At 57.8% G+C, this 26,095-nt stretch carries 20 protein-coding genes; 15 read left to right on the top strand and 5 right to left on the bottom strand.

Translation table 11 applies throughout. The features are described 5' to 3' along the window. Positions 1–79: 79 nt before the first annotated feature. Positions 80–937, bottom strand: coding sequence for a 3-mercaptopyruvate sulfurtransferase (gene sseA, locus PGR10_RS09595; protein ID WP_087858404.1), 858 nt, complete (start codon positions 935–937; stop codon positions 80–82). A gap of 204 nt (positions 938–1,141) precedes the next feature. Here sseA and PGR10_RS09590 point away from each other — a divergent pair, with 204 nt between their 5' ends. The 11 genes from PGR10_RS09590 (at position 1,142) to PGR10_RS09540 (ending at position 18,001) form a co-directional block, all read left to right on the top strand. Further along, on the top strand, positions 1,142–6,085 hold the full coding sequence (locus tag PGR10_RS09590; protein WP_430923402.1) for an alpha-2-macroglobulin: 4,944 nt from the start codon (positions 1,142–1,144) through the stop codon (positions 6,083–6,085). Next, positions 6,086–8,410 (top strand): peptidoglycan glycosyltransferase PbpC, encoded by a 2,325-nt coding sequence (gene pbpC, locus PGR10_RS09585; RefSeq protein ID WP_430923401.1) that lies wholly within the window; start codon positions 6,086–6,088, stop codon positions 8,408–8,410. Positions 8,411–8,570: 160 nt separating this feature from the next. After that, positions 8,571–9,002, top strand: a complete 432-nt coding sequence (gene ndk, locus PGR10_RS09580) for a nucleoside-diphosphate kinase (protein ID WP_004866348.1) — start codon at positions 8,571–8,573, stop codon at positions 9,000–9,002. A 290-nt stretch (positions 9,003–9,292) separates the two neighbouring features. After that, a complete protein-coding gene (locus tag PGR10_RS09575) occupies positions 9,293–10,459 on the top strand; it encodes a bifunctional tRNA (adenosine(37)-C2)-methyltransferase TrmG/ribosomal RNA large subunit methyltransferase RlmN (RefSeq protein ID WP_015370322.1) in 1,167 nt (388 codons plus the stop codon). A 274-nt stretch (positions 10,460–10,733) separates the two neighbouring features. Beyond that, a complete protein-coding gene (gene rodZ, locus PGR10_RS09570; RefSeq protein ID WP_087858407.1) occupies positions 10,734–11,720 on the top strand; it encodes a cytoskeleton protein RodZ in 987 nt (328 codons plus the stop codon). A gap of 26 nt (positions 11,721–11,746) precedes the next feature. Beyond that, a complete protein-coding gene (gene ispG, locus PGR10_RS09565) occupies positions 11,747–12,868 on the top strand; it encodes a flavodoxin-dependent (E)-4-hydroxy-3-methylbut-2-enyl-diphosphate synthase (protein ID WP_087858408.1) in 1,122 nt (373 codons plus the stop codon). A gap of 89 nt (positions 12,869–12,957) precedes the next feature. Further along, positions 12,958–14,232 (top strand): histidine--tRNA ligase, encoded by a 1,275-nt coding sequence (hisS, locus tag PGR10_RS09560; protein ID WP_015703166.1) that lies wholly within the window; start codon positions 12,958–12,960, stop codon positions 14,230–14,232. Between the two features lie 34 nt (positions 14,233–14,266). After that, complete coding sequence (locus PGR10_RS09555; protein ID WP_045377550.1) at positions 14,267–14,887, top strand: YfgM family protein; 621 nt, start codon at positions 14,267–14,269, stop codon at positions 14,885–14,887. A 10-nt stretch (positions 14,888–14,897) separates the two neighbouring features. Further along, positions 14,898–16,076, top strand: coding sequence for an outer membrane protein assembly factor BamB (gene bamB / locus PGR10_RS09550; protein WP_045392712.1), 1,179 nt, complete (start codon positions 14,898–14,900; stop codon positions 16,074–16,076). Between the two features lie 113 nt (positions 16,077–16,189). Next, positions 16,190–17,668 (top strand): ribosome biogenesis GTPase Der, encoded by a 1,479-nt coding sequence (gene der, locus PGR10_RS09545; RefSeq protein WP_015370328.1) that lies wholly within the window; start codon positions 16,190–16,192, stop codon positions 17,666–17,668. Between the two features lie 117 nt (positions 17,669–17,785). Beyond that, complete coding sequence (locus tag PGR10_RS09540) at positions 17,786–18,001, top strand: zinc ribbon domain-containing protein (RefSeq protein WP_087858409.1); 216 nt, start codon at positions 17,786–17,788, stop codon at positions 17,999–18,001. On the opposite strand, the gene PGR10_RS09535 is transcribed toward PGR10_RS09540, so the two are convergent. The 3 genes from PGR10_RS09535 to xseA form a co-directional block, all read right to left on the bottom strand. Continuing rightward, a complete protein-coding gene (locus tag PGR10_RS09535) occupies positions 17,998–18,336 on the bottom strand; it encodes a protealysin inhibitor emfourin (RefSeq protein ID WP_045386960.1) in 339 nt (112 codons plus the stop codon). The two genes, PGR10_RS09540 and PGR10_RS09535, sit on opposite strands and share 4 nt — an antisense overlap. Then, the gene (locus tag PGR10_RS09530) at positions 18,333–19,361 is read right to left on the bottom strand and encodes a M4 family metallopeptidase (protein ID WP_087858410.1); all 1,029 of its coding nucleotides are present in this window, start codon (positions 19,359–19,361) and stop codon (positions 18,333–18,335) included. Before PGR10_RS09530 ends, PGR10_RS09535 begins: the two co-directional genes overlap by 4 nt. An 80-nt stretch (positions 19,362–19,441) precedes the next feature. Then, the gene (xseA, locus tag PGR10_RS09525) at positions 19,442–20,815 is read right to left on the bottom strand and encodes an exodeoxyribonuclease VII large subunit (protein ID WP_087858411.1); all 1,374 of its coding nucleotides are present in this window, start codon (positions 20,813–20,815) and stop codon (positions 19,442–19,444) included. Positions 20,816–20,973: 158 nt separating this feature from the next. Here xseA and guaB point away from each other — a divergent pair, with 158 nt between their 5' ends. The 4 genes from guaB to PGR10_RS09505 all read left to right on the top strand — a co-directional run bounded on the left by guaB (position 20,974) and on the right by PGR10_RS09505 (position 24,824). Beyond that, a complete protein-coding gene (guaB, locus tag PGR10_RS09520) occupies positions 20,974–22,440 on the top strand; it encodes an IMP dehydrogenase (RefSeq protein ID WP_015370334.1) in 1,467 nt (488 codons plus the stop codon). 69 nt (positions 22,441–22,509) lie between these two features. Continuing rightward, positions 22,510–24,087 carry a glutamine-hydrolyzing GMP synthase gene (guaA, locus tag PGR10_RS09515; protein ID WP_015703162.1) on the top strand — a complete coding sequence of 526 codons (1,578 nt, stop codon included), beginning with the start codon at positions 22,510–22,512 and terminating at the stop codon, positions 24,085–24,087. A 140-nt stretch (positions 24,088–24,227) separates the two neighbouring features. Beyond that, the gene (locus PGR10_RS09510; RefSeq protein ID WP_004853132.1) at positions 24,228–24,461 is read left to right on the top strand and encodes a type II toxin-antitoxin system Phd/YefM family antitoxin; all 234 of its coding nucleotides are present in this window, start codon (positions 24,228–24,230) and stop codon (positions 24,459–24,461) included. A 30-nt stretch (positions 24,462–24,491) separates the two neighbouring features. After that, positions 24,492–24,824, top strand: a complete 333-nt coding sequence (locus PGR10_RS09505) for a type II toxin-antitoxin system RelE/ParE family toxin (protein WP_430923400.1) — start codon at positions 24,492–24,494, stop codon at positions 24,822–24,824. Between the two features lie 34 nt (positions 24,825–24,858). On the opposite strand, the gene PGR10_RS09500 is transcribed toward PGR10_RS09505, so the two are convergent. After that, positions 24,859–26,067 (bottom strand): MFS transporter, encoded by a 1,209-nt coding sequence (locus PGR10_RS09500; RefSeq protein WP_430923399.1) that lies wholly within the window; start codon positions 26,065–26,067, stop codon positions 24,859–24,861. Positions 26,068–26,095 lie beyond the last annotated feature (28 nt).

Genomic DNA, 26,095 nt, shown 5'->3' with positions numbered 1-26,095 from the left:
GAGAAGCAGAATAAAAGGGCGGGGAAAATCAGAAATTATTTAGTGACCGCGGGACGGGAGGCCCGCAGTCACGCCGCGTTTACTCAGCGGCAGGAGCCGGCTCGATCGGCAAATCCGTTCTCGCGCCCCATTCGCTCCACGAACCATCGTACAGGCACACGCCGTTGACGCCGAGGGTGGTCAACGCCAGTACCACCACTGCCGCCGTTACCCCGGAGCCGCAGCTGGCGATAATCGGTCGTGAAAAATCAACGCCCTGACGCTTAAAGATATCGTTCATCTCATCGACTGTCTTCAGTTCGCCATTAATCACCAGCTCGGTCCACGGGACGTTAAGCGCGCCGGGGATATGCCCGCGGCGTAAGCCCGGACGCGGTTCATCCGCCAGTCCGTTAAAACGCGCCGCCGGACGGGCATCGACGATCTGCGCCGATCCTTCATGGCTGACCAGCAGCACATCGGTTAAGCGTTTGATCACCTCAGGATCGAAGTTCACCTCAAATTCGCCTTCTGGCAGGTCCGGTTCGCCTTTCTCCAGCGGCAATTCATCGCGGCGCCAGCCTTCGAGGCCACCGGCGACAATCGACACTCTTTCGACGCCGAAGGTACGTAACATCCACCAGGCGCGCGGCGCTGAGAACAGATTGCCTTCATCATAAACCACCAGGTGCTTATCGCTGCTGACGCCAAGCTCGCGCATCGCCACGGCGAAGGTTTCCGCCCGCGGCATCATATGCGGCAGCGGGCTGGTGTGGTCAGACAGCGCTTCGATATCAAAAAAAACCGCGCCGGGGATATGCCCGTCGCGGTATTCCGCCGCCATATCGCGCAGCGCTTCCTGACCCGCCGGCGCCATCCGCGCGTCCAGAATTTGAATCTGCGGGTCATCAATATGTTCCGCCAGCCAGTCGGCCGCAACAAAGAATGAGGTGGACATGAGTGCCTCCGTTTTATTATCGATCGATGAATTGTCGGCGTTTTATAAAGGGCTGACAAGTTAAGGTCTCGGGATTGGGGAGGTGGTCACGTAGTTTTCTGATTCATCGGTGGTTTCTATGCTGGTAGCTGTTGAGAATCGCCGTGATGGCGCATAATAGAACGTTATTGATTGCATCAGGCTCTGGGCCGAGGGGTTAGAAGGATGAAACCATTTCGTTTAGCGGCGCTTTCGTTGGCGCTCCTTACCGCACTATCATTAAGCGGCTGCGATAACAGCGGTGAGCCGCAGGCCGTGTCGGCGGCCGATAAAGGCGCTACCGATAGCGCGAAAAAGCCGGATAGCGCGCAGCTGGCGACGTTAAAAGAAAAAAGCCAGGGCAAGGCTTTGACGTTGCTCGACGCTTCTGAAGTGCAGCTAGATGGCGCAGCGACGCTGGTGCTGACCTTCTCCATTCCGCTCAAACCGGATCAGGATTTTTCCCGCAGCGTCCATCTGGTCGATAAGAAAAGCGGCAAGGTTGACGGCGCGTGGGAGCTGGCGCCGAATCTCAAAGAGCTGCGTCTGCGCCACCTCGAGCCAAAGCGTGAATTGATCGTTACCGTTGATCCAACGCTCATTGCCCTCAATGACGCCACCCTCGGCAGCCCTTTTGAAAAAACCATCGCCACTCGCGATATCGCGCCGAGCGTCGGTTTCGCCAGCCGCGGTTCGCTGCTGCCGGGGAAAGTGGTCGCCGGGCTGCCGGTGATGGCGCTGAACGTCGACAATGTCGATGTCAATTTCTTCCGTATTAAGCCGGAATCACTCTCGGCCTTCGTCAGTCAGTGGGAATACCGTAATTCGTTAAGCAATTGGGAATCTGACGAACTGCTTAAGATGGCCGATCTGGTTTATAGCGGCCGCTTCGATCTCAACCCGGCGCGGAATACCCGTGAAAAGCTGCTGCTGCCGCTTAACGACATCAAGCCGCTCCAGCAGCCAGGCGTCTATGTGGCGGTGATGAACCCGGCGGGTCATTATAGCTACAGTAATGCGGCAACGCTGTTCACCCTCAGCGATATCGGCGTCTCCGCGCATCGCTACCATAACCGGCTCGATGTCTTTACCCAGAGCCTCGAAAACGGCGCCGCGCAGTCGGGTATTGAAGTGCAGTTGCTAAACGCCAAAGGGCAGACGCTGGCGCAGGCGAAAAGCGATAGCCAGGGCCATGTTACTCTGCAAACCGATAAAGAAGCGGCGCTGCTGCTGGCGCGAAAAGACGGGCAGACTACGTTGCTTGACCTTAAACTGCCGGCGCTGGATCTGGCGGAGTTCTCAATCGCTGGCGCCCCTGGCTTCAGCAAACAGTTCTTTATGTTTGGCCCGCGCGATGTCTATCGCCCGGGGGAAACGGTTATCCTTAACGCGCTGTTGCGTGACGGCGATGGAAAACCGCTGGCGGAGCAGCCGGTGAAGCTGGAAGTGGTGCAGCCGGATGGCCAGGTGATTCGCTCTGTGATGAGCAAACCGGTCAATGGCCTGTATCAGTTTACTTATCCGCTCGACAGCGGCGCGGCCACCGGTATGTGGCACATTCGCGCCAGCACCGGCGATAATCAACCCCGCGAGTGGGATTTCCACGTCGAAGACTTTATGCCCGAGCGCATGGCGCTGAATCTGACGCCGCAGGCCGCGCCTATCGCCCCGGATGCCGACGTCGCCTTTAGCGTCAGCGGCGCTTATCTCTACGGCGCGCCGGCCAGCGGCAATCAGCTGCAGGGCAAACTATTCCTGCGCCCGCTGCGCGATGCCGTCGCTGCGCTGCCGGGCTTCCAGTTCGGCGATATCGCGGAAGAAAACCTCTCCCGTAGCCTCGATGAAGTTCAGCTGACGCTGGATGAAAAAGGCCATGGAGAAGTGACGACTTCGAGCCAGTGGCAGGATAGCCACTCGCCGCTGCAGGTGGTGTTGCAGGCCAGCCTGCTGGAGTCAGGCGGCCGTCCGGTGACCCGCACCGTACAGCAGCCGATCTGGCCTGCCGAGGCGCTGCCGGGGATCCGCCCGCAATTTACGCTGAAGGACGTTTACGACTACCGCACTGATACCACGGTGAAACAGCCGGTGGTCGATGAAAACAGTAACGCCGCGTTTGACATCGTCTATGCCGATGCCAAGGGCGAGAAAAAAGCGGTCTCCAGTCTGCAGGTGCGGCTGATCCGCGAGCGGCGCGACTACTACTGGAACTGGTCCGATAGCGAAGGCTGGCAGTCGCAGTTTGATCAAAAAGATCTGCAGGAGGGCGAAACGTCGCTGGATCTGCAGGCCGGGCAGACTGGTAAAGTGAGTTTCCCGGTGGAGTGGGGCTCGTATCGCCTGGAGGTGAAAGGGCCGGACGACGTTGTCAGCAGCGTGCGCTTTTGGGCGGGCTATAGCTGGCAGGATAACAGCGAAGGCGCCGGCGCGGCGCGTCCTGACCGCGTAACGATGAAGCTCGATAAACCAGGCTATAAACCGGGTGACACCATCAAGCTGCATATTGCCGCCCCGGCGGCGGGTAAAGGCTACGCGATGGTGGAATCCAGCGAAGGGCCGCTGTGGTGGCAGGAAATTGACGTCCCGGCGGAGGGGATGGATCTGTCTATTCCGGTTGATAAAGCCTGGAATCGCCACGATCTCTACCTCAGCACGCTGGTGGTTCGCCCCGGCGATAAATCGCGCTCGGCGACGCCGAAACGCGCGGTCGGCTTGCTGCATCTGCCGCTGGGCGATGAAAACCGCCGTCTGTCTCTGGCGCTGGAGGCTCCGGATAAAATGCGCCCGAACCAGCCGCTGACGGTGAAAGTGAAGGCCAGCGTGAAAGAGGGCGAGGTACCGAAACAGGTTAACGTTCTGCTCTCGGCGGTGGATAGCGGGGTGCTGAATATTACCGATTACGCTACGCCGGATCCATGGAACGCCTTCTTTGGCCAGAAGCGTTACGGCGCGGATATTTATGACATCTACGGCCAGGTGATCGAAGGGCAGGGACGCTTAGCTAGTCTGCGCTTCGGCGGCGATGGCGACGAGTTAAAACGTGGCGGCAAACCGCCGGTTAATCACGTGACGATCGTCGCCCAGCAGGCGCAGCCGGTAGTGTTGAATGACCAGGGCGAAGGCACGGTGACGTTGCCCATCGGCGATTTTAACGGCGAGCTGCGGGTGATGGCCCTGGCGTGGACGGCAGATGACTTCGGCAGCAGCGAAGATAAAGTGGTGGTTGCCGCCCCGGTTATCGCGGAACTGAATACCCCGCGTTTCCTTGCCAGCGGCGACGCCACGCGTCTGGCGCTGGATCTCAGCAATCTGACCGACAAACCGCAAACCCTGCAGGTGCATCTTACCGCCAGCGGGTTGGTCACGTTGACCGATGGCCAACTGCCGCCGGTACAGCTGGCCCCGGGCGCGCGCAGCACGCTGTTTATACCGGTGACCGCGTTAGCGGGATTCGGCGATGGTCAGGTCAATGCCACCATCAGCGGCCTGAACCTGCCGGGCGAAACCTTCGCACCGTTGCAAAAACAGTGGAAAATCGGCGTGCGTCCGGCGTTCCCGGCGCAGACCGTCAATAGTGGCGCGGTGCTACAACCAGGCGAAAGCTGGCTGGCGCCGGCGGCGCAGAGTCAGGGGTTCGCCCCGCAAACGCTGCAGGGCCAACTGCTGCTCAGCGGTAAACCGCCGTTGAATCTCGCCCGCTATATTCGCGAGCTGAAAGCCTATCCTTACGGCTGCCTTGAGCAGACCGCCAGCGGCCTGTTCCCTTCTTTATACACCAGCGCGGCGCAGCTAAAAGCGCTGGGCATCAGCGGCGATAGCGATGAAAAACGCCGCGCGGCGGTCGATGTAGGTATCTCGCGCCTGCTGCAGATGCAGCTGGAAAACGGCGGCTTTGCGCTATGGGATAAAGAGGGCCCGGAAGAGTACTGGTTGACCGCCTACGCCATGGACTTCCTCGTCCGTGCGGGTGAGCAGGGTTATAGCGTTCCGGTCAACGCCCTTAATAAAGGCAACGAGCGCCTGCTGCGCTATCTGCAGGAACCGGGGTTGATGACCGTGCGCTACAGCGACGATGCCCAGGCCAGCCGCTTTGCCGCTCAGGCATACGCCGCGCTGGTGCTGGCGCGTCAGCAAAAAGCGCCGCTCGGCGCCTTGCGTGAAATCTGGAGCCGTCACGAACAGGCGCGCTCCGGATTGCCGCTACTGCAACTCGGTATTGCGCTGAAAACCATGGGCGATGCGCCGCGCGGCGCTGAGGCTATGAAGCTGGCGGTTGCCACGCCGCGCCAGGATGAGAATCGTTGGCTGGGCGATTACGGCAGCCAACTTCGCGATGATGCGCTGAAGCTGGCGCTGCTGGAAGAGAACAAGCTGCTGCCGGAGGTGCAAAACCAGCTGTTGGGCAGCTTGTCGGAAGAGGCCTATGGCCAGCGCTGGCTGTCGACGCAGGAAACCAACGCGCTGTTCCTTGCCGGGCGTACGCTTGCCGACCTGCCGGGAAACTGGCAGGCGCAAACCTCGCTGCAGGCGGAGCCGCTTGCCAGCGACAAAGCGCAAACCCGCAATCTCGACGGCGATCGGCTGGCGTCGCTGCAGGTGACGAATACCGGCAATCAGCCGCTGTGGCTGCGCCTCGATAGCAGCGGTTATCCGCAAAGCGCGCCGCAGCCGGGAGGCAACGTGTTGGGGATTGAACGCGCTATTTTCGATACCCACGGACAGCAGAAATCGCTGACCTCGCTGCGCAGCGGCGAACTGGTGCTGGTCAAGCTGGAGGTGACCGCCAAACGTAACGTTCCTGACGCGCTGGTGGTCGATCTGCTGCCGGCTGGACTTGAGCTGGAAAACCAGAACCTGGCCAATAGCAGCGCCAGCCTGCAGGAGAATGGCGAAGCGGTACAAAATCTGCTTAACCAGATGCAGCAGGCGGATATTCAGCATATCGAGTTCCGCGACGACCGCTTTGTCGCCGCAGTCGCCATCAATGAAGGTCAGCCGGTGACGCTGGTCTATCTGGCGCGGGCGGTGACGCCGGGCACCTATCAGGTTCCGCAGCCGCAGGTGGAATCGATGTATGTACCGCAGTGGCGGGCAACAGGGGCGGCCAGCGGCCCGCTTACCGTTACGCCGTAAATGCGTGCATTACCTCGCATAAAACGCCGCTGGCGCTGGCTGGCGGCGTTTATTTTTCTGTCGTGGCTGGCGCTATTGGCCGCCGACCGTCTGTGGCCGCTGCCGCTGCATGAAGTCACACCCGCCCGTGTGGTGGTGGCGGAAGACGGCACGCCGCTGTGGCGCTTTGCCGATGCGCAGGGCGTCTGGCGTTACCCGGTGGCTATCGCTGACGTTTCGCCGCGCTATCTGCAGGCGCTCATTCAGTATGAAGACCGTTGGTTCTGGAAACATCCGGGGGTCAATCCCTTCGCGGTGCTGCGCGCCGCCTGGCAGGATCTCACTTCCGGGCGGGTGATATCTGGCGGCAGCACCCTCACCATGCAGGTGGCGCGTCTGCTCGACCCTCATCCACGCACCTTCGGCGGCAAGCTACGCCAGCTATGGCGGGCGCTGCAGCTGGAGTGGCATCTGTCAAAAAGCGAAATTCTTACCCTGTATCTGAACCGCGCGCCGTTTGGCGGCACCCTGCAGGGGATCGGCGCGGCTAGCTGGGCTTATCTTGGTAAACCGCCCGCTCAGCTTAGCTACGGCGAGGCGGCGCTACTGGCCGTGCTGCCGCAGGCGCCGAGCCGTTTACGCCCGGACCGCTGGCCGCAGCGGGCCCAGGCCGCTCGCGATAAGGTACTGGGGCGGATGCTCAGCCAGGGCGTCTGGCCGCAGCGAGCGGTACAGGAAGCGATGGAAGAACCTGTATGGCTATTCCCACGGCAGATGCCTCAGCTGGCGCCGCTGTTTGCGCGCCGGGCGCTGGCGACAAGCGGTGATGAAAAGGTGACGACAACGCTCGATGTCGGGCTCCAGCGGCAGCTTGAAGATCTGGCGATGAACTGGAAATCACGTCTGCCGCCGCGCAGCTCTCTGGCGATTGTTGTCGTCGATCATACTGATATGAAAGTCCGCGGCTGGGTGGGATCGGCGGATATCCGCGATGATAGCCGCTTTGGCCACATTGATATGGTCTCGGCGGTGCGCTCGCCGGGTTCGGTGCTGAAACCCTTTATCTACGCGATGGCGATGGATGACGGGCTGATTCACCCGGCATCGCTATTACAGGATGTGCCACGGCGCTTTAGCGATTATCGCCCCGGTAATTTCGACAGCGGGTTTCATGGCCCGGTGAGCGCCAGCGAGGCTCTGGTGCGTTCGTTGAATCTCCCGGCGGTGCAGGTGCTCGAAGCCTATGGACCAAAACGCTTTGCGGCTAATTTACGCAATGCCGGGCTCCCTCTGATGCTACCCGCCGGCGCCGAACCGAATCTGTCGCTGATCCTCGGCGGCGCCGGAGCGCGGCTGGAAGATATTGTCGCGGCGTACGGCGCTTTCGCCCGTCATGGCAAAGCGGCGCGGCTGCGCATGAAACCCGACGACCCGCTGGTGGAAAGAGCGCTAATGTCGCCGGGCGCGGCGTGGATCACCCGGCGGATATTGGCAGGCGAAGCCCAGCCGTTACCCGATGCGTCGCTGCCGCAAGCGGTGCCGCTGGCGTGGAAAACCGGTACCAGCTACGGCTATCGCGATGCGTGGGCGGTAGGCCTCAACGCGCGTTATTTGATTGGCATTTGGACCGGACGGCCAGATGGTACGCCGGTGGTGGGGCAGTTTGGTTTTGCCAGCGCTGTGCCGCTGTTAAACCAGGTCAATAATATGCTGCTGGCGTGTCCGTTAATGAGCCGTGGCGGGCTGCCGGTCGACCCGCGTCCACAGTCGGTCAGCCGCGGCACTATCTGCTGGCCCGGTGGGCAGGATCTGCCGGTTGGCGATAGCAACTGCCGCCGGCGCTTAGCCAGCTGGCTACTGGATGCCAGCCAGCCGCCGACGCTGCTGCTGCCGGGTCAGGAGGGCGTGCGCGGTATCCGCTTCCCGGTATGGCGCAACGCAGCAGGAGAAAGGGTCGCCGCGGATTGTCCGGGCGCGACAGAAACTTCTGTTGATGTCTGGCCGCTGCCGCTGGAACCCTGGCTGCCGGTTAGCGAGCGCCGCCGGGCGCGGCTGGGCATGGCATCGAGGACGTGTCCGCCGCTGCAAACTCAGGATGCCGCGCCGCTGGTGCTTTCCGGCATTCGCGAAGGGGCGGTGATAAAACGGCTCCCGGGCGAGGCGCGGGTGATGTTACCCGTGCAAACGAGTGGTGGAGAAGGGCGGCGCTGGTGGTTTATTAACGGCGAACCGTTAGAGGCGACAGGCGCAAGAACGACAATTACGCTAGATAAACCTGGCGAGTGGCAACTGGTGGTAATGGATGAGGCAGGGCAAACGGCAGCCGCCAGTTTTACCTTACAATAAACAGGGTAAATCTGTTGTTGGCGGTTTGTGTTGCTAATACTCATCTTATTTTAACAAAATGTTACCTTCATCCGTAGGCATCGCCGACGTTGCTCATTATAATGCGCGCCAGGCCATACGATCGTATGTGCAACAACAGAACATTTAATTAGAGGTAATCATGGCTATTGAACGTACTTTTTCCATCATCAAACCAAACGCGGTGGCAAAAAACGTTATTGGCAGCATCTTTTCTCGCTTTGAAGCTGCAGGGTTCAAAATCGTCGGCACCAAAATGCTGCATCTGACCGTTGAGCAGGCTCGCGGCTTCTACGCTGAGCACGAAGGCCGTCCGTTCTTCGACGGTCTGGTTGAGTTCATGACCTCCGGTCCGATCGTGGTTTCCGTACTGGAAGGCGAAAACGCGGTACAGCGTCACCGTGACCTGCTGGGCGCCACCAACCCGGACAACGCCCTGGCTGGTACCCTGCGCGCTGACTACGCTGACAGCTTCACCGAGAACGGCACCCACGGTTCCGACTCTGTAGAATCTGCGGCTCGCGAAATCGCGTTCTTCTTTGCTGAAGGCGAGGTTTGCCCGCGTACTCGCTAATCCTCGTCGTCTTTTCGACCGTCGCGGCGTTGGCTGCGCGCGTTCACCCCGGTCACATAGTTATCTATGCTCCCGGGGATTCACTAGCTTGCCGCCTTGCGACAATCGAAAAGCCTTAGAGGATTAAGTACGCAGCAACAGATTTTTTCATCATTGACTGCGTGTAGGCATGGCTTCTATGCGCCAGAATTTGTAGAATATAGCGCCCCCGGACGAGCAGTCGCTCTCCGGGGCGTTTCTTTTTCAACCCACCTGGGGCCATAACGTGTAATAACGAGGCCGGAAAAATTATGTCTGAACAAATTGTCACACCTGATACCGCCGCTCTGACGGTGCCGAATAAAGATGCCAAAATCAACCTGCTGGATTTAAACCGTCAGCAGATGCGCGAGTTTTTCAAAAACATGGGCGAGAAGCCTTTCCGCGCCGATCAGGTGATGAAATGGATGTATCACTACTGCTGCGATGACTTTGATGAAATGACCGACATCAACAAAGTCCTGCGCGGCAAACTGAAGGAAGTCGCCGAGATCCGCGCCCCGGAAGTCGTTGAAGAGCAGCGCTCCAGCGATGGCACCATCAAATGGGCGATTGCCGTTGGCGATCAGCGCGTTGAAACGGTCTACATCCCGGAAGAAGACCGCGCCACGCTGTGCGTCTCTTCACAGGTTGGCTGTGCGCTGGAATGTAAATTCTGCTCCACCGCTCAGCAAGGCTTCAACCGTAACCTGCGCGTTTCCGAAATTATCGGCCAGGTCTGGCGCGCGGCGAAAATCGTCGGCGCGGTGAAGACTACCGGCGTGCGTCCAATTACCAACGTGGTAATGATGGGTATGGGCGAGCCGCTGCTGAATCTCAACAACGTCGTTCCGGCGATGGAAATCATGTTGGATGATTTCGGTTTTGGTCTCTCCAAACGCCGCGTGACCTTGTCCACTTCCGGCGTGGTGCCGGCGCTGGATAAACTCGGCGATATGATCGACGTTGCGCTGGCGATTTCTCTGCACGCGCCGAACGATACCATCCGCGACGAAATTGTACCGATTAACAAAAAGTACAATATTGAGACCTTCCTGAACTCGGTGCGCGGCTATATTTCGAAGTCCAACGCCAACCAGGGCCGAGTGACCATCGAGTACGTCATGCTGGATCACGTCAACGACGGTACCGAGCACGCCCACGAACTGGCGGCGCTGTTGAAAGATACGCCGTGCAAGATCAACCTGATCCCATGGAACCCGTTCCCGGGCGCGCCGTATGGCCGTAGTTCTAACAGCCGTATCGATCGTTTCTCCAAAGTGCTGATGGAATATGGTTTCACCACCATCGTGCGTAAAACCCGCGGTGACGATATCGATGCTGCCTGCGGCCAGCTGGCGGGCGATGTTATCGACCGCACCAAACGTACGCTGCGTAAGCGTATGCAGGGCGAAGCGATCGACGTTAAAGCCGTCTGATAAGTTATGCAGCGCACAGCTTTCGCTGCGCGCTGCATAAATATGTCGAATTGCCAGGCGAAATACGCTGATTCGGTTAATAATTACGGTGCGTTTTTGTCGACTTTGAGGCAGTATGTAGCGGTACAACAACCGCTTAGCATTCAATATTGATAAGTCTCTGTGATAGTCGCCCGGACAGCCTTATACTGTCGGTTGACGTTGAGCAGTGTCTCGCGGCGCAGGCTCTTTCCCGCGCTGAACTTTAAATTTCACGTACCAGTAGTTGTAGCGAATGAATACTGAAGCCACTCAAGACCATCAAGAAGCAAACTCTACGGGCGCGCGCCTGCGTAACGCCCGCGAACAACTCGGACTCAGCCAGCAAGCGGTGGCTGAACGCTTATGCCTGAAGGTTTCCACGGTTCGTGATATTGAAGAAGATAAGGCGCCAGCCGATCTCGCTTCGACCTTCCTGCGCGGCTATATCCGTTCCTACGCTCGCCTCGTACATATCCCGGAAGAAGAACTGCTGCCGATGATGGCGAAGCAAGCGCCAATTCGCGCCGCCAAAGTGGCGCCGATGCAGAGCTTCTCGCTGGGTAAACGTCGTAAAAAACGCGACGGTTGGCTGATGAGCTTTACCTGGCTGATTTTGTTTGTGGTTATCGGCCTGAGCGGCGCATGGTGGTGGCAAGACCACAAAGCGCAGCAGGAAGAGATCACCAGCATGGCCGATCAATCCACCAGCGACCTGAACGGCAGTCAGTCAATTCCGCTGGATACCAGCTCGGCGAATAATGCGCCGGATACGACGGCAGCCAATACCAATAGCGCGCCGGTCGATACCTCCACCGCACCTGCGCCAAGCGCACCAGCGGCTACCTCCGCGCCGGTGGATAACAACGCCGTGGTCGCCCCTTCGCAGGCTAACGTCGATACCGCCGCCGCCGCGCCGGCTTCGCCAGCCCCGACCTCCGCGTTGCCGACCGATCAGGCGAATGCCGCAGCGGCGGCTTCCGCTCAGGATCTGGTAATGAATTTTAGCGCCGATTGCTGGCTGGAAGTGAGCGATGCGACCGGTAAAAAACTGTTCAGCGGCCTGCAGCGTAAAGGCGGGAACCTGAACCTGAGCGGTCAGGCGCCATATAAGCTGAAAATCGGCGCCCCGGCTGCGGTACAAATCCAGTATCTGGGCAAACCAGTCGATTTGAGTCGTTTTATCAGAACTAACCAGGTTGCGCGTCTGACCCTAAATGCCGAACAATCACCGGCGCAGTAACAGACGGGTAACGCGGGAGATTTTTCATGCATAACCAGGCTCCGATTCAACGTAGAAAGTCCAAACGCATTTACGTTGGTAATGTGCCGATTGGCGATGGGGCTCCCATCGCCGTACAGTCGATGACCAATACTCGCACCACCGATGTGGCCGCGACGGTAAATCAAATTAAAGCGCTGGAGCGCGTGGGCGCGGACATCGTCCGCGTTTCCGTCCCGACGATGGACGCGGCGGAAGCTTTCAAGCTCATCAAACAGCAGGTCAACGTGCCGCTGGTCGCCGATATCCACTTTGACTACCGTATTGCGCTGAAAGTCGCGGAATATGGCGTTGATTGCCTGCGCATCAATCCAGGCAACATCGGTAACGAAGAGCGTATCCGCATGGTCGTGGACTGCGCGCGCGACAAAAACATTCCTATCCGCATCGGCGTCAACGCCGGTTCGCTGGAAAAAGATCTGCAGGAAAAATACGGCGAGCCGACGCCGCAGGCGCTGTTAGAGTCCGCCATGCGTCACGTCGATCATCTCGATCGTTTGAACTTCGATCGGTTCAAAGTTAGCGTAAAAGCTTCTGATGTCTTCCTCGCCGTTGAATCCTATCGCCTGTTGGCGAAGCAGATCGATCAGCCGCTGCATCTCGGGATCACCGAAGCCGGCGGCGCGCGTAGCGGCGCGGTGAAATCCGCGATCGGTTTAGGTTTGCTGCTGTCTGAAGGGATCGGCGATACCCTGCGCGTGTCGCTGGCCGCCGACCCGGTGGAAGAGATCAAAGTCGGTTTCGATATCCTCAAGTCACTACGCATCCGCTCTCGCGGTATTAACTTCATCGCTTGCCCGACCTGCTCGCGTCAGGAATTTGACGTCATTGGTACGGTGAACGCGCTGGAGCAGCGTCTGGAAGATATCATCACTCCGATGGATGTTTCGATCATCGGTTGCGTGGTTAACGGCCCTGGCGAAGCGCTGGTTTCCACCCTTGGCGTCACCGGCGGCAACAAGAAAAGCGGCCTGTACGAAGACGGCGTGCGCAAAGACCGACTGGACAATAACGATATGATCGACCAGTTGGAAGCGCGTATCCGCGCGAAAGCTACCATGCTGGATGAAGCGCGTCGTATTGAAGTTCAGCAGGTTGAAGCAAAATAACGTGTTGGGAAGCAATACGCTTCCCGTGTATGATTGAACCTGCGGGCGCAAGGCGCCGGGGTTCATTTTTATATATAAAGAGAATAAACGTGGCAAAGAACATTCAAGCCATCCGTGGCATGAACGATTATCTGCCGGGCGAAACCGCTCTCTGGCAGCGCATTGAAGGCTCACTGAAGCAGGTGCTCGGTAGCTACGGTTACAGCGAAATTCGTTTGCCGATTGTAGAGCAGACCCCGTTATTCAAACGCGCGATCGGCGAAGTGACCGACGTGGTTGAAAAAGAGATGTATACCTTCGAAGACCGCAATGGCGATAGCTTGACGCTGCGTCCGGAAGGAACGGCGGGCTGCGTACGTGCCGGCATCGAACATGGTCTGCTGTACAATCAAGAACAGCGTCTGTGGTACGTGGGGCCGATGTTCCGCCACGAGCGTCCGCAGAAAGGGCGCTACCGTCAGTTCCATCAGATTGGCGCGGAAGTCTTTGGCCTGCAGGGCCCGGACATCGACGCCGAGCTTATCATGTTGACCGCGCGCTGGTGGCGCGAGCTGGGCATTTCCGATCACGTCAGCCTTGAGCTGAACTCCATCGGTTCGCTGGAGGCGCGTGCCGCCTATCGCGACGCGCTGGTGGCCTATCTGGAACAATTCAAAGATAAGCTGGATGAAGACTGCAAACGCCGCATGTATACCAACCCGCTGCGCGTGTTGGACTCCAAAAATCCGGAAGTGCAGGCGCTGCTGAACGATGCGCCGGCGCTGGGCGATTATCTGGACGACGAGTCCAAAGAACACTTCGCCGGTCTGTGCGCGCTGCTCGACGCGGCCGGAATTCGCTATACCGTCAACCAGCGTCTGGTGCGCGGGCTTGACTATTACAATCGCACCGTATTTGAGTGGGTCACCACCAGCCTCGGTTCGCAGGGCACCGTCTGCGCCGGCGGCCGTTACGACGGTCTGGTTGAGCAGCTTGGCGGTCGCGCAACGCCTGGCGTTGGCTTTGCGATGGGCCTGGAACGTCTTGTTTTACTGGTTCAGGCAGTCAATCCGGAATTTAAAGCCGATCCTGTTGTCGATATATACCTGGTAGCCTCCGGTACCGATACTCAGTCCGCAGCAATGCGTCTGGCTGAGCAGGTTCGCGATGCGCTGCCCGGCGTTAAGCTGATGACTAACCACGGCGGCGGTAACTTTAAGAAGCAGTTCGCCCGCGCTGACAAGTGGGGCGCGCGCGTCGCGCTGGTGGTCGGTGAGTCAGAAATTGCTGACGGAAACGTGGTAGTGAAGGATTTACGCTCAGGTGAGCAAACTACCGTAACGCAGGATAGCGTTGCCGCGCATTTGCGCACACTTCTGGGTTAATTTCCCGGAAACTATTAGTCAGGAGAAGGACTGCGTGGAAACTTTCAACAACGAAAACGAGCAGGTCGACGCCCTCAAGCGTTTCTTTGCCGAGAACGGTAAAGCGCTGGCCGTCGGGGTGATTTTAGGGATCGGCGCGCTGGTTGGCTGGCGCTACTGGACTTCCCATCAGCTGGATTCGGCCCGGGATTCTTCTTTGGCCTATGAGAATGCCATTTCCGCGCTGAAGTCAGGTTCGCCTGAAACGCTGACCGCGGCGGAGAAATTCGCCGCCGACAGTAAAAACACCTATGGCGCGTTCGCATCGCTGGAGCTCGCGCAGCGTCTGGTCGATAAAAACGATCTGCAGGGCGCGGAGAAGCAGCTGCAACAAGGGCTGGCTGCCGCCTCTGATGATAACCTGAAATCAGTTATCAATATGCGTCTGGCGCGCGTACAGCTGCAGCTCAAGCAGCCGGATGCGGCGCTGAAAACCCTGGAAGGCATTAAAGGCGAAGGCTGGACCGCTATCGTCGCCGATTTGCGTGGTGAAATTCTGCTGAGCAAAGGCGACAAGCAGGGCGCCCGCGCGGCCTGGGAAGCAGGCGTGAAAAGCGATGCATCGCCAGCGCTCAGCGAAATGATGCGTATGAAAATAAATAATTTGTCCATCTGAGAGGGACTCGATGCAATTGCGTAAATTACTTTTGCCAGGGCTGCTTTCCGTCACCTTACTGAGCGGTTGCTCGCTGTTTAACAGCGAAGAAGATGTGGTGAAAATGTCACCGCTGCCGACGGTGGAAAATCAGTTTACGCCGTCCACGTCCTGGAGCACTTCAGTTGGCGATGGTATCGGTGATTTCTATTCCAACCTGCACCCGGCGTTTGCCGACGGCGTTGTGTATGCGGCTGACCGTAAAGGCACCGTGAAAGCGCTGCACGCTGAAGACGGTAAAGAAGTCTGGTCAGTGAACCTGGCGGAAAAAGACGGCTGGTTCTCGCGCGCTCCGGCGCTGCTCTCCGGCGGGCTGACCGTTTCCGGCGGCCACGTTTATGTTGGTACTGAAAAGGCGCAGCTGTTCGCGCTGAATACCAGTGACGGTACCGTCGCGTGGCAGAGCCGTGTTGCGGGTGAAGCGATTTCTCGTCCGGTCGTTAGCGATGGCATGGTACTGGTGCATACCAGTAACGGTCAGCTGCAGGCGCTGAACGAAACCGACGGCGCGGTGAAATGGACCGTGAACCTGGACATGCCTGCGCTCTCCCTGCGCGGTGAATCCGCTCCGGCTACCGCCTATGGCGCGGCGATTGTCGGCGGCGACAACGGTCGCGTCAGCGCCGTGCTGATGCAACAGGGGCAGATGATTTGGCAGCAGCGTATTTCTACGGCCACCGGCCCGACTGAAATCGACCGTCTGAACGATGTTGACACCACGCCGGTTATCGTTAATGGCGTTGTTTATACGTTGGCTTATAATGGCAACCTGACCGCGCTGGATCTGCGCAGCGGCCAGATTATCTGGAAACGCGAACTGGGTTCAGTGAACGATTTCATCGTTGACGGCAACCGTATCTATCTGGTCGATCAGAATGACCGCCTGCTGGCGCTGACCACCGATGGCGGCGTAACGCTGTGGACCCAGAGCGACCTGTTGCACCGTTTGCTGACCGCTCCGGCGCTGTATAACGGCAGCCTGGTGGTAGGCGACAGCGAAGGCTATATGCACTGGATTAATCCGGAAGACGGCCACTTTGTGGCGCAGCAGAAAGTCGATAGTTCCGGCTTCCTGACCGACCCGGTTATCGCCGATGGTCGCCTGCTTATCCAGGCCAAAGACGGTACGCTGTATTCGATCACGCGTTAACTCGCGCGGTAGTATCGCTTTAATAAACGGCTCCTGGCAGACAGGGGCCGTTTTGATTTTTTAAAAAACCTCGTAAAATGAGGTTGTATTGCAATTTGTATGAGGCATTTAACATGATACCTGTGGTCGCGCTTGTCGGGCGCCCTAACGTTGGAAAATCCACGCTCTTCAACCGCTTAACGCGCACTCGTGACGCGTTGGTCGCGGATTTCCCGGGGCTGACTCGCGACCGTAAGTACGGTCGTGCTGAAGTGGAAGGCCGCGAATTCATCTGTATCGATACTGGTGGTATCGACGGTACGGAAGAAGGCGTGGAAACCCGGATGGCGGAACAGTCTCTGCTGGCGATTGAAGAGGCCGACGTGGTGCTGTTTATGGTTGATGCGCGCGCGGGCCTGATGCCGGCGGATTCCGCGATCGCCAAACATCTGCGTTCTCGCGAAAAACCGACCTTCCTGGTGGCGAACAAAACTGACGGCATCGACGTCGATCAGGCGATGGCCGACTTCTGGTCGCTGGGGCTGGGCGATATTTATCCGATTGCCGCTTCGCATGGCCGCGGCGTCACCAGCCTGCTGGAACACGTGCTGCTGCCGTGGGTAGATGAGGTTAATCCGCAGGAAGAAGTGGATGAAGACGCCGCCTACTGGGCGCAGTTTGAAGCCGAGCAAAACGGCGAAGAAGTTGAAGAGCCGGAAGACGACTTCAACCCGCAAGATCTCCCTATTAAGCTTGCGATCGTCGGTCGTCCAAATGTCGGTAAGTCAACGCTGACTAACCGTATTCTCGGCGAAGATCGCGTGGTGGTTTACGATATGCCGGGTACAACCCGCGACAGTATCTACATCCCGATGCAGCGCGATGAACGCGAATATGTGCTTATCGATACCGCCGGCGTGCGTAAGCGCGGCAAAATTACCGACGTCGTGGAGAAATTCTCGGTCATCAAGACGCTGCAGGCGATTGAAGACGCCAACGTGGTGATGCTGGTCATTGATGCCCGTGAAGGCATCTCCGATCAGGATCTGTCGCTGCTGGGCTTTATTCTTAACAGCGGTCGTTCCCTGGTTATCGTGGTTAACAAATGGGATGGCCTGAGCCAGGAAGTGAGAGAGCAGGTGAAAGAGACCCTCGACTTCCGTCTGGGCTTCATCGACTTCGCCCGCGTGCACTTTATCTCCGCTCTGCACGGCAGCGGCGTTGGCAACCTGTTCGAATCGGTGCGCGAAGCTTACGACAGCGCCACCCGTCGCGTGGGTACCGCCATGCTGACCCGCATTATGACCATGGCGGCAGAAGACCATCAGCCGCCGCTGGTACGCGGTCGCCGCGTGAAGCTGAAGTATGCGCACGCCGGTGGTTATAACCCGCCGATCGTGGTGATTCACGGCAACCAGGTGAAAGACCTGCCGGATTCCTACAAGCGTTACCTGATGAACTACTTCCGTAAATCCCTGGATGTCATGGGAACGCCGATCCGCATTCAGTTCAAGGAAGGGGAGAACCCGTTTGCCAATAAACGTAATACCCTGACGCCGAACCAGATGCGTAAGCGTAAACGCTTGATTAAGCATATCAAGAAAAGCAAATAATGCAGAAACCCGCCGCCGGCGGGTTTTTTTATCTACCCTATTCAACGCTTCGCCGGGTCAGCAACGCTGACGTATGACGTGATAAACTCATGCTATTCATTATGAGAAGGAGACGCCATGGAACTCAATTGCCCCATTTGCCATGCCCGGTTGGAAGCACAAGGCAACAGCGCGCATTGCGCGCACTGTGAGAAAGATTTTGCTTTAGAGGCGCGCTGCCCGGACTGCCATCAGCCGCTGGAAGTGCTGAAGGCGTGCGGCGCGGTGGACTATTTCTGCCAGCACGGCCACGGGCTGATCTCGAAAAAGCGCGTCGAATTTGTGCCTGTCTAATCGCTAACGCAGCCTTCACCATTACGCCAGAGTTCAACCAGCGCCTGCGGCGCGCGCTCTTCCGGGATGAGAATGATCAGGCTGTGATAGTGCTGGGCGCTGATTATCTGAATGCGAAAAAAACGCTGGTCGCCGCTACCCGGAGAATCCGGCTGCCCCGGCGGCTTGCCCAGCGGCAACGACTGCTGCAGTATCGCGGCGATGCGCTGTTTTTGTTGCTCGTTAAGCTGCGCCACGACAATCTTACGCATGCCGCTGAGCGTCGGGATCCAGGCGACGCCGCCCTCGCGCGCCAGTTCAATAATTGCGTCATCGCTGAGGTCGGCCTCGTTCATGATGTGACTCCAACGCCCTCCCAGGCCTGGCGAATCGCCTCGGCGACCGCTTTATCAAAGCGTTTTTCGCCATGTTGAATCGTCAGTCTGGCAAAGGCTGAAAAATCGGCGTCTTTGGCCAGTGACTTATCACAAACCGCGTCGTACCAGGCATATCCCGCTTTTTCCCATGCAAAACCACCCAGCGCACTGGCGGCGAGATAGAAAGCATGATTAGGAATGCCGGAGTTAATATGCACGCCGCCGTTATCCTGCTGGGTATGCACAAAATCTTTCATATGGGCGGGTTGCGGGTCTTTACCAAGAATGGGGTCATCATAGGCGGTTCCGGGATGCGACATCGATCGCAGTCCTTGGCCGTGAATACCTTTCGCGAGGAGCCCCTCGCCAATTATCCAGTCTGCTTTATCTGCCGTTTGCTGGCGTTGATATTGCTTGACCAGTGAGCCAAAAACATCGGAAAGCGATTCATTGAGCGCGCCGGATTGTTCGAAATAGATAAGCCCGGCTTCGCTCTCCGTAACGCCATGGCTTAACTCGTGCGCCACCACATCAATCGCAATAGTAAAGCGATTAAAGATTTCACCATCACCGTCGCCAAACACCATTTGCTGCCCGTTCCAGAAAGCGTTTTGATATTCGTGACCATAGTGGACGCTGCCGGTCAGCTTCAATCCGCGGTTGTCCAGCGAATCACGATGATAGCTTGTCCAGAAAAACTCATGGGTGATGCCGAGATAGTCGTAGGCCTCATCCACGGCGACATCGCCGTTGGAAGGCTGTCCTTCAAAGCGCACCTGGAATCCTGGAAGTTCCTGAGTCTGCCTGGCATCGTAAATGTCGCGCTCAAGCTGGCCTGGCGTGGCGACATGGGCGGCGGCGGGGCGGCCCGGCACGTGCGTCATCAGGGTTTGTACATGGCTCAGCGTTTGCTGCGCGCAGCGCTGCTGCTGAACGGAACCATGATCGACAATGCGGCGTAAAATGTAGGGTGGAATCACGAAACGAGGACAAGTATCTGGCATATCACGCTCCCTGGCCGGATGAACGGTTTTAAAAGGGCATGACAGCAGTATAGTTATCCCCGCATGATACGGGGGGATAATCAGACTTTTTTGCGGGCGCGCGTTTTCTTCACCGGAGTAATGGTTGTCACTTCGCTTTCGACCCAACCATCTTCCAGCCGGGTAGTCACGACATCGCCAGCCTGCACCTGTTTGATTTTTTTCAGCACTTTGCCGTCACCGGCTGAGGTGACGCTATAGCCGCGAGCCAGCGTCGCCAGCGGACTGACGGCTTCCAGATGCGTCACGGTATTGCCGAAACGCTCGCGCTGCTCGCTCAGTCGGGCGCGAATATTTTCCGCCAGACGATACTCCAGTTGCTGAATACGCGACTGCGCGCGATGGATGCGCGGCTGCGGGTTTTGCTGATTCAACCTCTGCGCGGCGCGCTGCTGACGCTGGTCGGCACGTTTGAGCTGGCTTTCCAGCGCAAAGCGCATCCGCTGTCGCAGGCGTTCCAGCTCGGTTTGCTGACGCGCTAAGCGCAGCTGAGGATGTTGCTGCTGTAAGCGGTGAAACAACTGCGTAAAGCGGCGCTGGCGGTTGGCGAGGAAATAATCCATCGCCATCTCCAGGCGCTGCTGGCCTGACTGTAGCTGACGCAGAAGCTCCTGCTGATTGCGGCTGACGATCTCTGCCGCCGCAGAGGGCGTCGGCGCCCGCAGGTCGGCGACGAAGTCGGCGATGGTGACGTCGGTTTCATGGCCAACGGCGCTTACTACCGGAATGCGGCTGGCGAATATTGCCCGCGCCACCCGTTCGTCGTTAAAGCTCCATAAATCTTCCAGCGAACCGCCGCCGCGCCCGACGATCAGCACGTCGCACTCCTGGCGCAGGTTGGCTACGGCTATCGCGCGCACGATTTGCCCCGGCGCATCATCGCCTTGCACCGCCGTTGGATAAATGATCACCGGCAGCGAGGGGTCGCGGCGTTTCAAAACATGTAAAATATCATGCAGCGCGGCGCCGGTTTTGGAGGTGATGACGCCGACGCAGTGCGCGGGAGAGGGGAGCGCCTGCTTGTGGCTTTGATCGAATAACCCTTCCGCCGTCAGGAGCGCCTTGAGCTGCTCATATTTCTGCTGCAGCAGGCCTTCACCGGCGGGTTGCATGCTTTCGACGATGATCTGGTAGTCGCCGCGCGGCTCGTAAAGGGTAATGTTGGCGCGAACCAGCACCTGCTGGCCATGCTGCGGGCGAAACGTGACGCGGCGGTTGCTGTTGCGAAACATCGCGCAGCGCACTTGTGCGTTATCGTCTTTTAAGGTGAAGTACCAGTGGCCGGAAGAGGGCTGGCTGAAGTTAGAGATTTCGCCGCTTATCCAGACCTGGCCCATTTCGCGTTCCAGCAGTAAGCGAACCGTCTGATTCAGGCGGCTGACCGTAAATATTGCAGGGGATTGAGATGGCAACATGTGAGCAAGATCAAATTCTAAATCAGCAGGTTATTCAGTCGATAGTAACGCGCTGAGAGGGGATCGCAAGTATTATTTGCAAAAAAGGGTGGATGCAATCGGTTACGCTCTGTATAATGCCACGGCAATATTTATCCACCCTGGTCGAGATATTGCCCATGCTACGTATCGCTAAAGAAGCCCTGACGTTTGACGACGTCCTCCTTGTTCCCGCTCATTCTACCGTTCTGCCGAATACCGCCGATCTCAGCACGCAGCTGACGAAAACTATTCGTCTGAATATTCCTATGCTCTCCGCGGCGATGGATACCGTAACTGAAGCGCGCCTGGCAATTGCCCTGGCCCAGGAAGGCGGCATCGGCTTTATTCATAAAAACATGTCCATCGAGCGCCAGGCGGAAGAAGTCCGTCGCGTGAAGAAACATGAATCCGGCGTGGTAAGCGATCCACAGACCGTTCTGCCGACTACCACCCTGCGCGAAGTGAAAGAACTGACCGAACGTAACGGTTTTGCCGGTTATCCTGTAGTGACCGAAGACAACGAACTGGTCGGCATTATCACCGGCCGCGACGTGCGTTTTGTTACCGACCTGAATCAGCCGGTCAGCGTTTATATGACGCCGAAAGAGCGCCTGGTCACCGTGCGTGAAGGCGAAAGCCGTGAAGTGGTCTTCGCGAAAATGCACGAAAAACGCGTAGAAAAAGCGCTGGTAGTGGATGATAGCTTCCATCTGCGCGGCATGATCACCGTAAAAGATTTCCAGAAAGCGGAACGTAAACCGAATGCGTGTAAAGACGAGCACGGTCGTCTGCGCGTTGGCGCGGCCGTTGGCGCTGGCGCCGGTAACGAAGAGCGCGTTGACGCGCTGGTTGCCGCAGGCGTTGACGTTCTGCTGATCGACTCCTCTCACGGTCACTCCGAAGGCGTTCTGCAGCGTATTCGCGAAACGCGCGCTAAATATCCTGACCTGCAAATCATCGGCGGTAACGTGGCGACCGGCGCGGGCGCTCGTGCCCTGGCGGAAGCTGGCGTCAGCGCGGTGAAAGTGGGTATCGGCCCAGGCTCCATCTGTACTACCCGTATTGTTACCGGCGTAGGCGTTCCGCAGATCACCGCCGTTTCCGACGCGGTTGAAGCGCTGGAAGGCACCGGTATTCCGGTTATCGCCGATGGCGGTATCCGTTTCTCCGGCGATATCGCAAAAGCGATTGCTGCAGGCGCCGCCGCGGTGATGGTTGGCTCCATGCTGGCCGGTACCGAAGAATCCCCGGGTGAAATCGAGCTCTATCAGGGTCGTTCTTACAAATCCTACCGCGGTATGGGTTCCCTGGGCGCGATGTCCAAAGGTTCCTCCGACCGTTACTTCCAGAGCGATAACGCCGCTGACAAACTGGTACCGGAAGGTATCGAAGGCCGCGTTGCCTATAAAGGCCGCCTGAAAGAGATCATTCACCAGCAGATGGGCGGCCTGCGCTCCTGTATGGGTCTGACCGGTTGTGGTACTATTGACGCACTGCGTACCAAAGCAGAGTTCGTGCGCATCAGCGGCGCGGGCATCCAGGAGAGCCACGTTCACGACGTGACGATCACCAAGGAATCCCCGAACTACCGCATGGGCTCCTGATTTTCATCGCCCGGCTACGCGCCGGGCGATTTTTATTCAATCATCGCTACTTCTCTGGAATTAACGTCAATGACGGATAACATTCATAAACATCGCATTCTTATCCTGGACTTCGGTTCTCAGTACACCCAGCTGGTTGCGCGTCGCGTACGTGAATTAGGGGTCTATTGCGAGCTCTGGGCTTGGGACGTGACCGAAGCTCAAATCCGCGAGTTCAACCCGAACGGCATTATTCTTTCCGGCGGCCCGGAAAGCACCACCGAAGACAACAGCCCGCGCGCGCCGCAGTACGTCTTCGAAGCCGGCGTACCGGTATTCGGCGTATGCTACGGCATGCAGACCATGGCCATGCAGCTGGGCGGCCACGTTGAAGCTTCCAACGAGCGTGAGTTCGGTTACGCGCAGGTGGAAGTGCAGACCGATAGCGCGCTGATCAAGGGCATCGAGGATGCGCTGAGCGCTGACGGTAAGCCGCTGCTGGACGTGTGGATGAGCCATGGTGATAAAGTCACCGCGATCCCTTCCGACTTTGTGACCGTCGCCAGCACTGAAAGCTGCCCGTTCGCCATCATGGCTAATGAAGAAAAACGCTTCTACGGCGTACAGTTCCACCCGGAAGTCACCCACACCCGTCAGGGGCTGCGTATGCTGGAGCGCTTCGTGCGCGATATCTGCCAGTGTGAAGCGCTGTGGACGCCGGCGAAGATCATCGACGACGCGGTTGAGCGTATTCGTCAGCAGGTGGGTGAAGATAAAGTCATCCTCGGCCTGTCCGGCGGCGTTGACTCTTCCGTTACCGCGATGCTGCTGCACCGCGCCATCGGCAAAAACCTGACCTGCGTATTCGTGGATAACGGCCTGCTGCGCCTGAACGAAGCCGAGCAGGTTATGGATATGTTCGGCGACCGTTTCGGCCTGAACATCGTGCACGTTGCGGCGGAAGACCGCTTCCTGACCGCGCTGAAGGGCGAAAACGATCCGGAAGCGAAGCGTAAAATCATTGGCCGCGTCTTCGTTGAAGTGTTCGACGAAGAAGCGCTGAAGCTGGAAGACGTGAAATGGCTGGCGCAGGGCACTATCTACCCTGACGTGATCGAATCCGCCGCTTCCGCGACCGGTAAAGCGCACGTCATCAAGTCTCACCACAACGTGGGCGGTCTGCCGAAAGAGATGAAGATGGGCCTCGTTGAACCGCTGAAAGAGCTGTTCAAAGACGAAGTGCGTAAGATTGGTCTGGAGCTGGGCCTGCCGTACGACATGCTGTTCCGTCACCCGTTCCCGGGGCCGGGCCTTGGCGTTCGCGTACTCGGCGAAGTGAAGAAAGAGTACTGCGACCTGCTGCGTCGCGCGGACGCTATCTTCATTGAAGAACTGCGCAAAGCCGACCTGTATGACAAAGTGAGCCAGGCATTTACCGTGTTCCTGCCGGTTCGCTCCGTCGGCGTGATGGGCGATGGCCGTAAATACGACTGGGTCGTCTCCCTGCGTGCGGTAGAAACCATCGACTTTATGACCGCGCACTGGGCGCACCTGCCGTATGATTTCCTCGGCCGTGTTTCCAACCGCATCATCAACGAAGTTAACGGTATTTCCCGCGTGGTGTACGACATCAGCGGTAAGCCGCCAGCGACTATTGAGTGGGAATAACCCCCTCCGCTAGCTGAACCAAACCCTCTGTTTACAGAGGGTTTTTTTATGTCCTGTAAATGACGCTGAGTGACGATTATTGAGCGTAGTCTAAATATAGTCTATATTAAAACTGAGACATGACCATTAGGCGGACCAACATGAAAGTAGAGACTATCAGCTACGTTAAAAAGAACGCCGCAACGCTTGATCTGTCAGAACCTATCCTGGTCACACAAAACGGTGTGCCTGCTTACGTTATAGAGTCCTATGATCAGCAGCAGGAACGGGAAAACGCCATTGCTTTGCTGAAATTGCTTACTCTGTCAGAGAAAGATAAAGCGGAAGGGCGCGTATTCTCGAAAGACCAGTTGCTGGATGGCCTTGCGGATTAAACGCAGCGCGCTCAACGTTAAGGGATTTCCATGGAACAGCAGGTGACCTTTGAGTATACGCTTACAGTAAAGCACTGCATCGACACAATAGCGGGTTTTCTGAAGCGTGTTGATATTGAGCCGCGTCCGGTTATCGCAGATATTCTCACACAGTTTGATAGTACCGTAGGCCAGTTCCCCTTGGGCTGCCAGATTTGCCCCGAATTGCTGAAAATTGGCTGCGCCAAATACCGGGAGTTTAATCACGCTGAAGGCTACCGGGTTTTGTATTCCGTAGACGGAACGTTAGTGACCGCGCATGCGATCCTGGCACATCGTCAGGACGTCCAGCAGCTGCTGTTTAATCGTCTGATCATGGCCTGATAGCCCTAAATGTGTGTGTTTTACAGAGGGTTTTTCATACCCTCTCTTCATTTTGTCCCTGATTTATCCGCACAACCTGCCGTCGCTGCAGCCAGCCGATTCTCAGCGCCAGCCCCAGTACGACCAGCGATAAGAGACCCGAAATAGCAAGGCTCCTTTCTATCCCCAGATGTTGATTTAGCCAGGCATAGGCAAATGGCGAGACGGCGGCCAGCAGTTGCGCTGGGATCAGCAGCCGTCCGGTACGCCGCGCGTAATCTTCCGCTGCGAATAGCTGCAACGGTAATGTTGCCTTAAATACCGTTGTCAGGCCGTTAATTGCCCCGTAGGCGAAAACAAAACCGCCAACGGTCCAGCTTAGCGAGGTGGCGTTGAGGCCCAGTAAAAAGCAGAGCGGCAATAGCGCTGTGGTCAACAGCGTTAGCCGGAGTGGGGTGAGTCGCGCTCCTGAAATCACCTCCAGAAAGCGGGCGCCGGTCTGTCCGATGCCCCATAGTACGCCTATCGTTACCGGCAGACCGTAGCTGGCGATAAACTCAGGCAGATGGGTGGATGTGCCGTTAGAAATAAAGGTGACCAAAGCGATAAGCGAGGCGTACAGCAGGCCTGTGCGCTGGTCGCGGCGGGAAAGCGGCACTTTCTCCTGATGAGCGCTCCGGTCGGGCAAGCGTTGATTAGGCATCCGCCACAGCAGAAGTGCGCTAAACAAGCCAAACAGGCTGTAGATTACCAGCGCTCCACGCCATCCCAATAGCGCGAGCAGCGCGGTGCCCAGCGGCCAGAATATCGCTGAGGCCAGTCCTCCAGCCAGGGTCACCCGTGAAATAGTCATTCTCGCGCGTTGACCATACAGGTTAACCAGCGCGGCGAACAGCGCATCGTATAGCGCCAGCCGCATACCGACACCGGCCAGTAGCCATGCGACGTACCAGAAGATCAGGCTGTCTGCCTGCGACATAGCCAGGCAGCTTGCCGCGATGGTTAATGAACCGATGAACACCACCCGCTGACCGCCAAACCAGGCCAACAGGCGGGCGATAAAAGGCGAGATCGCCGCCATCATCAGCATGGCGAAGGTCAAACCGAGATAGATCTCCGTTCCGCCCCAGCCAGTATCACTAGCAATAGCGCCGGCAAAGGTACCGGGCATATAAAAAACGATCCCCCAGTTGATGAGCTGGTTGCCGCCGGCTGCGAGAGTAAGGGAAAGAGGCGCGGTGGCAGGCAAGGTTGACGTTTTCATTGAATTCCAAAGCGTTATGCAGTTGTCG

Origin of the sequence: Klebsiella sp. 141198, from assembly GCF_050600785.1 — a bacterium.
GTDB classification, from domain to species: domain Bacteria; phylum Pseudomonadota; class Gammaproteobacteria; order Enterobacterales; family Enterobacteriaceae; genus Klebsiella; species Klebsiella aerogenes.
This window is presented reverse-complemented; position numbering and strand designations above follow the sequence as displayed.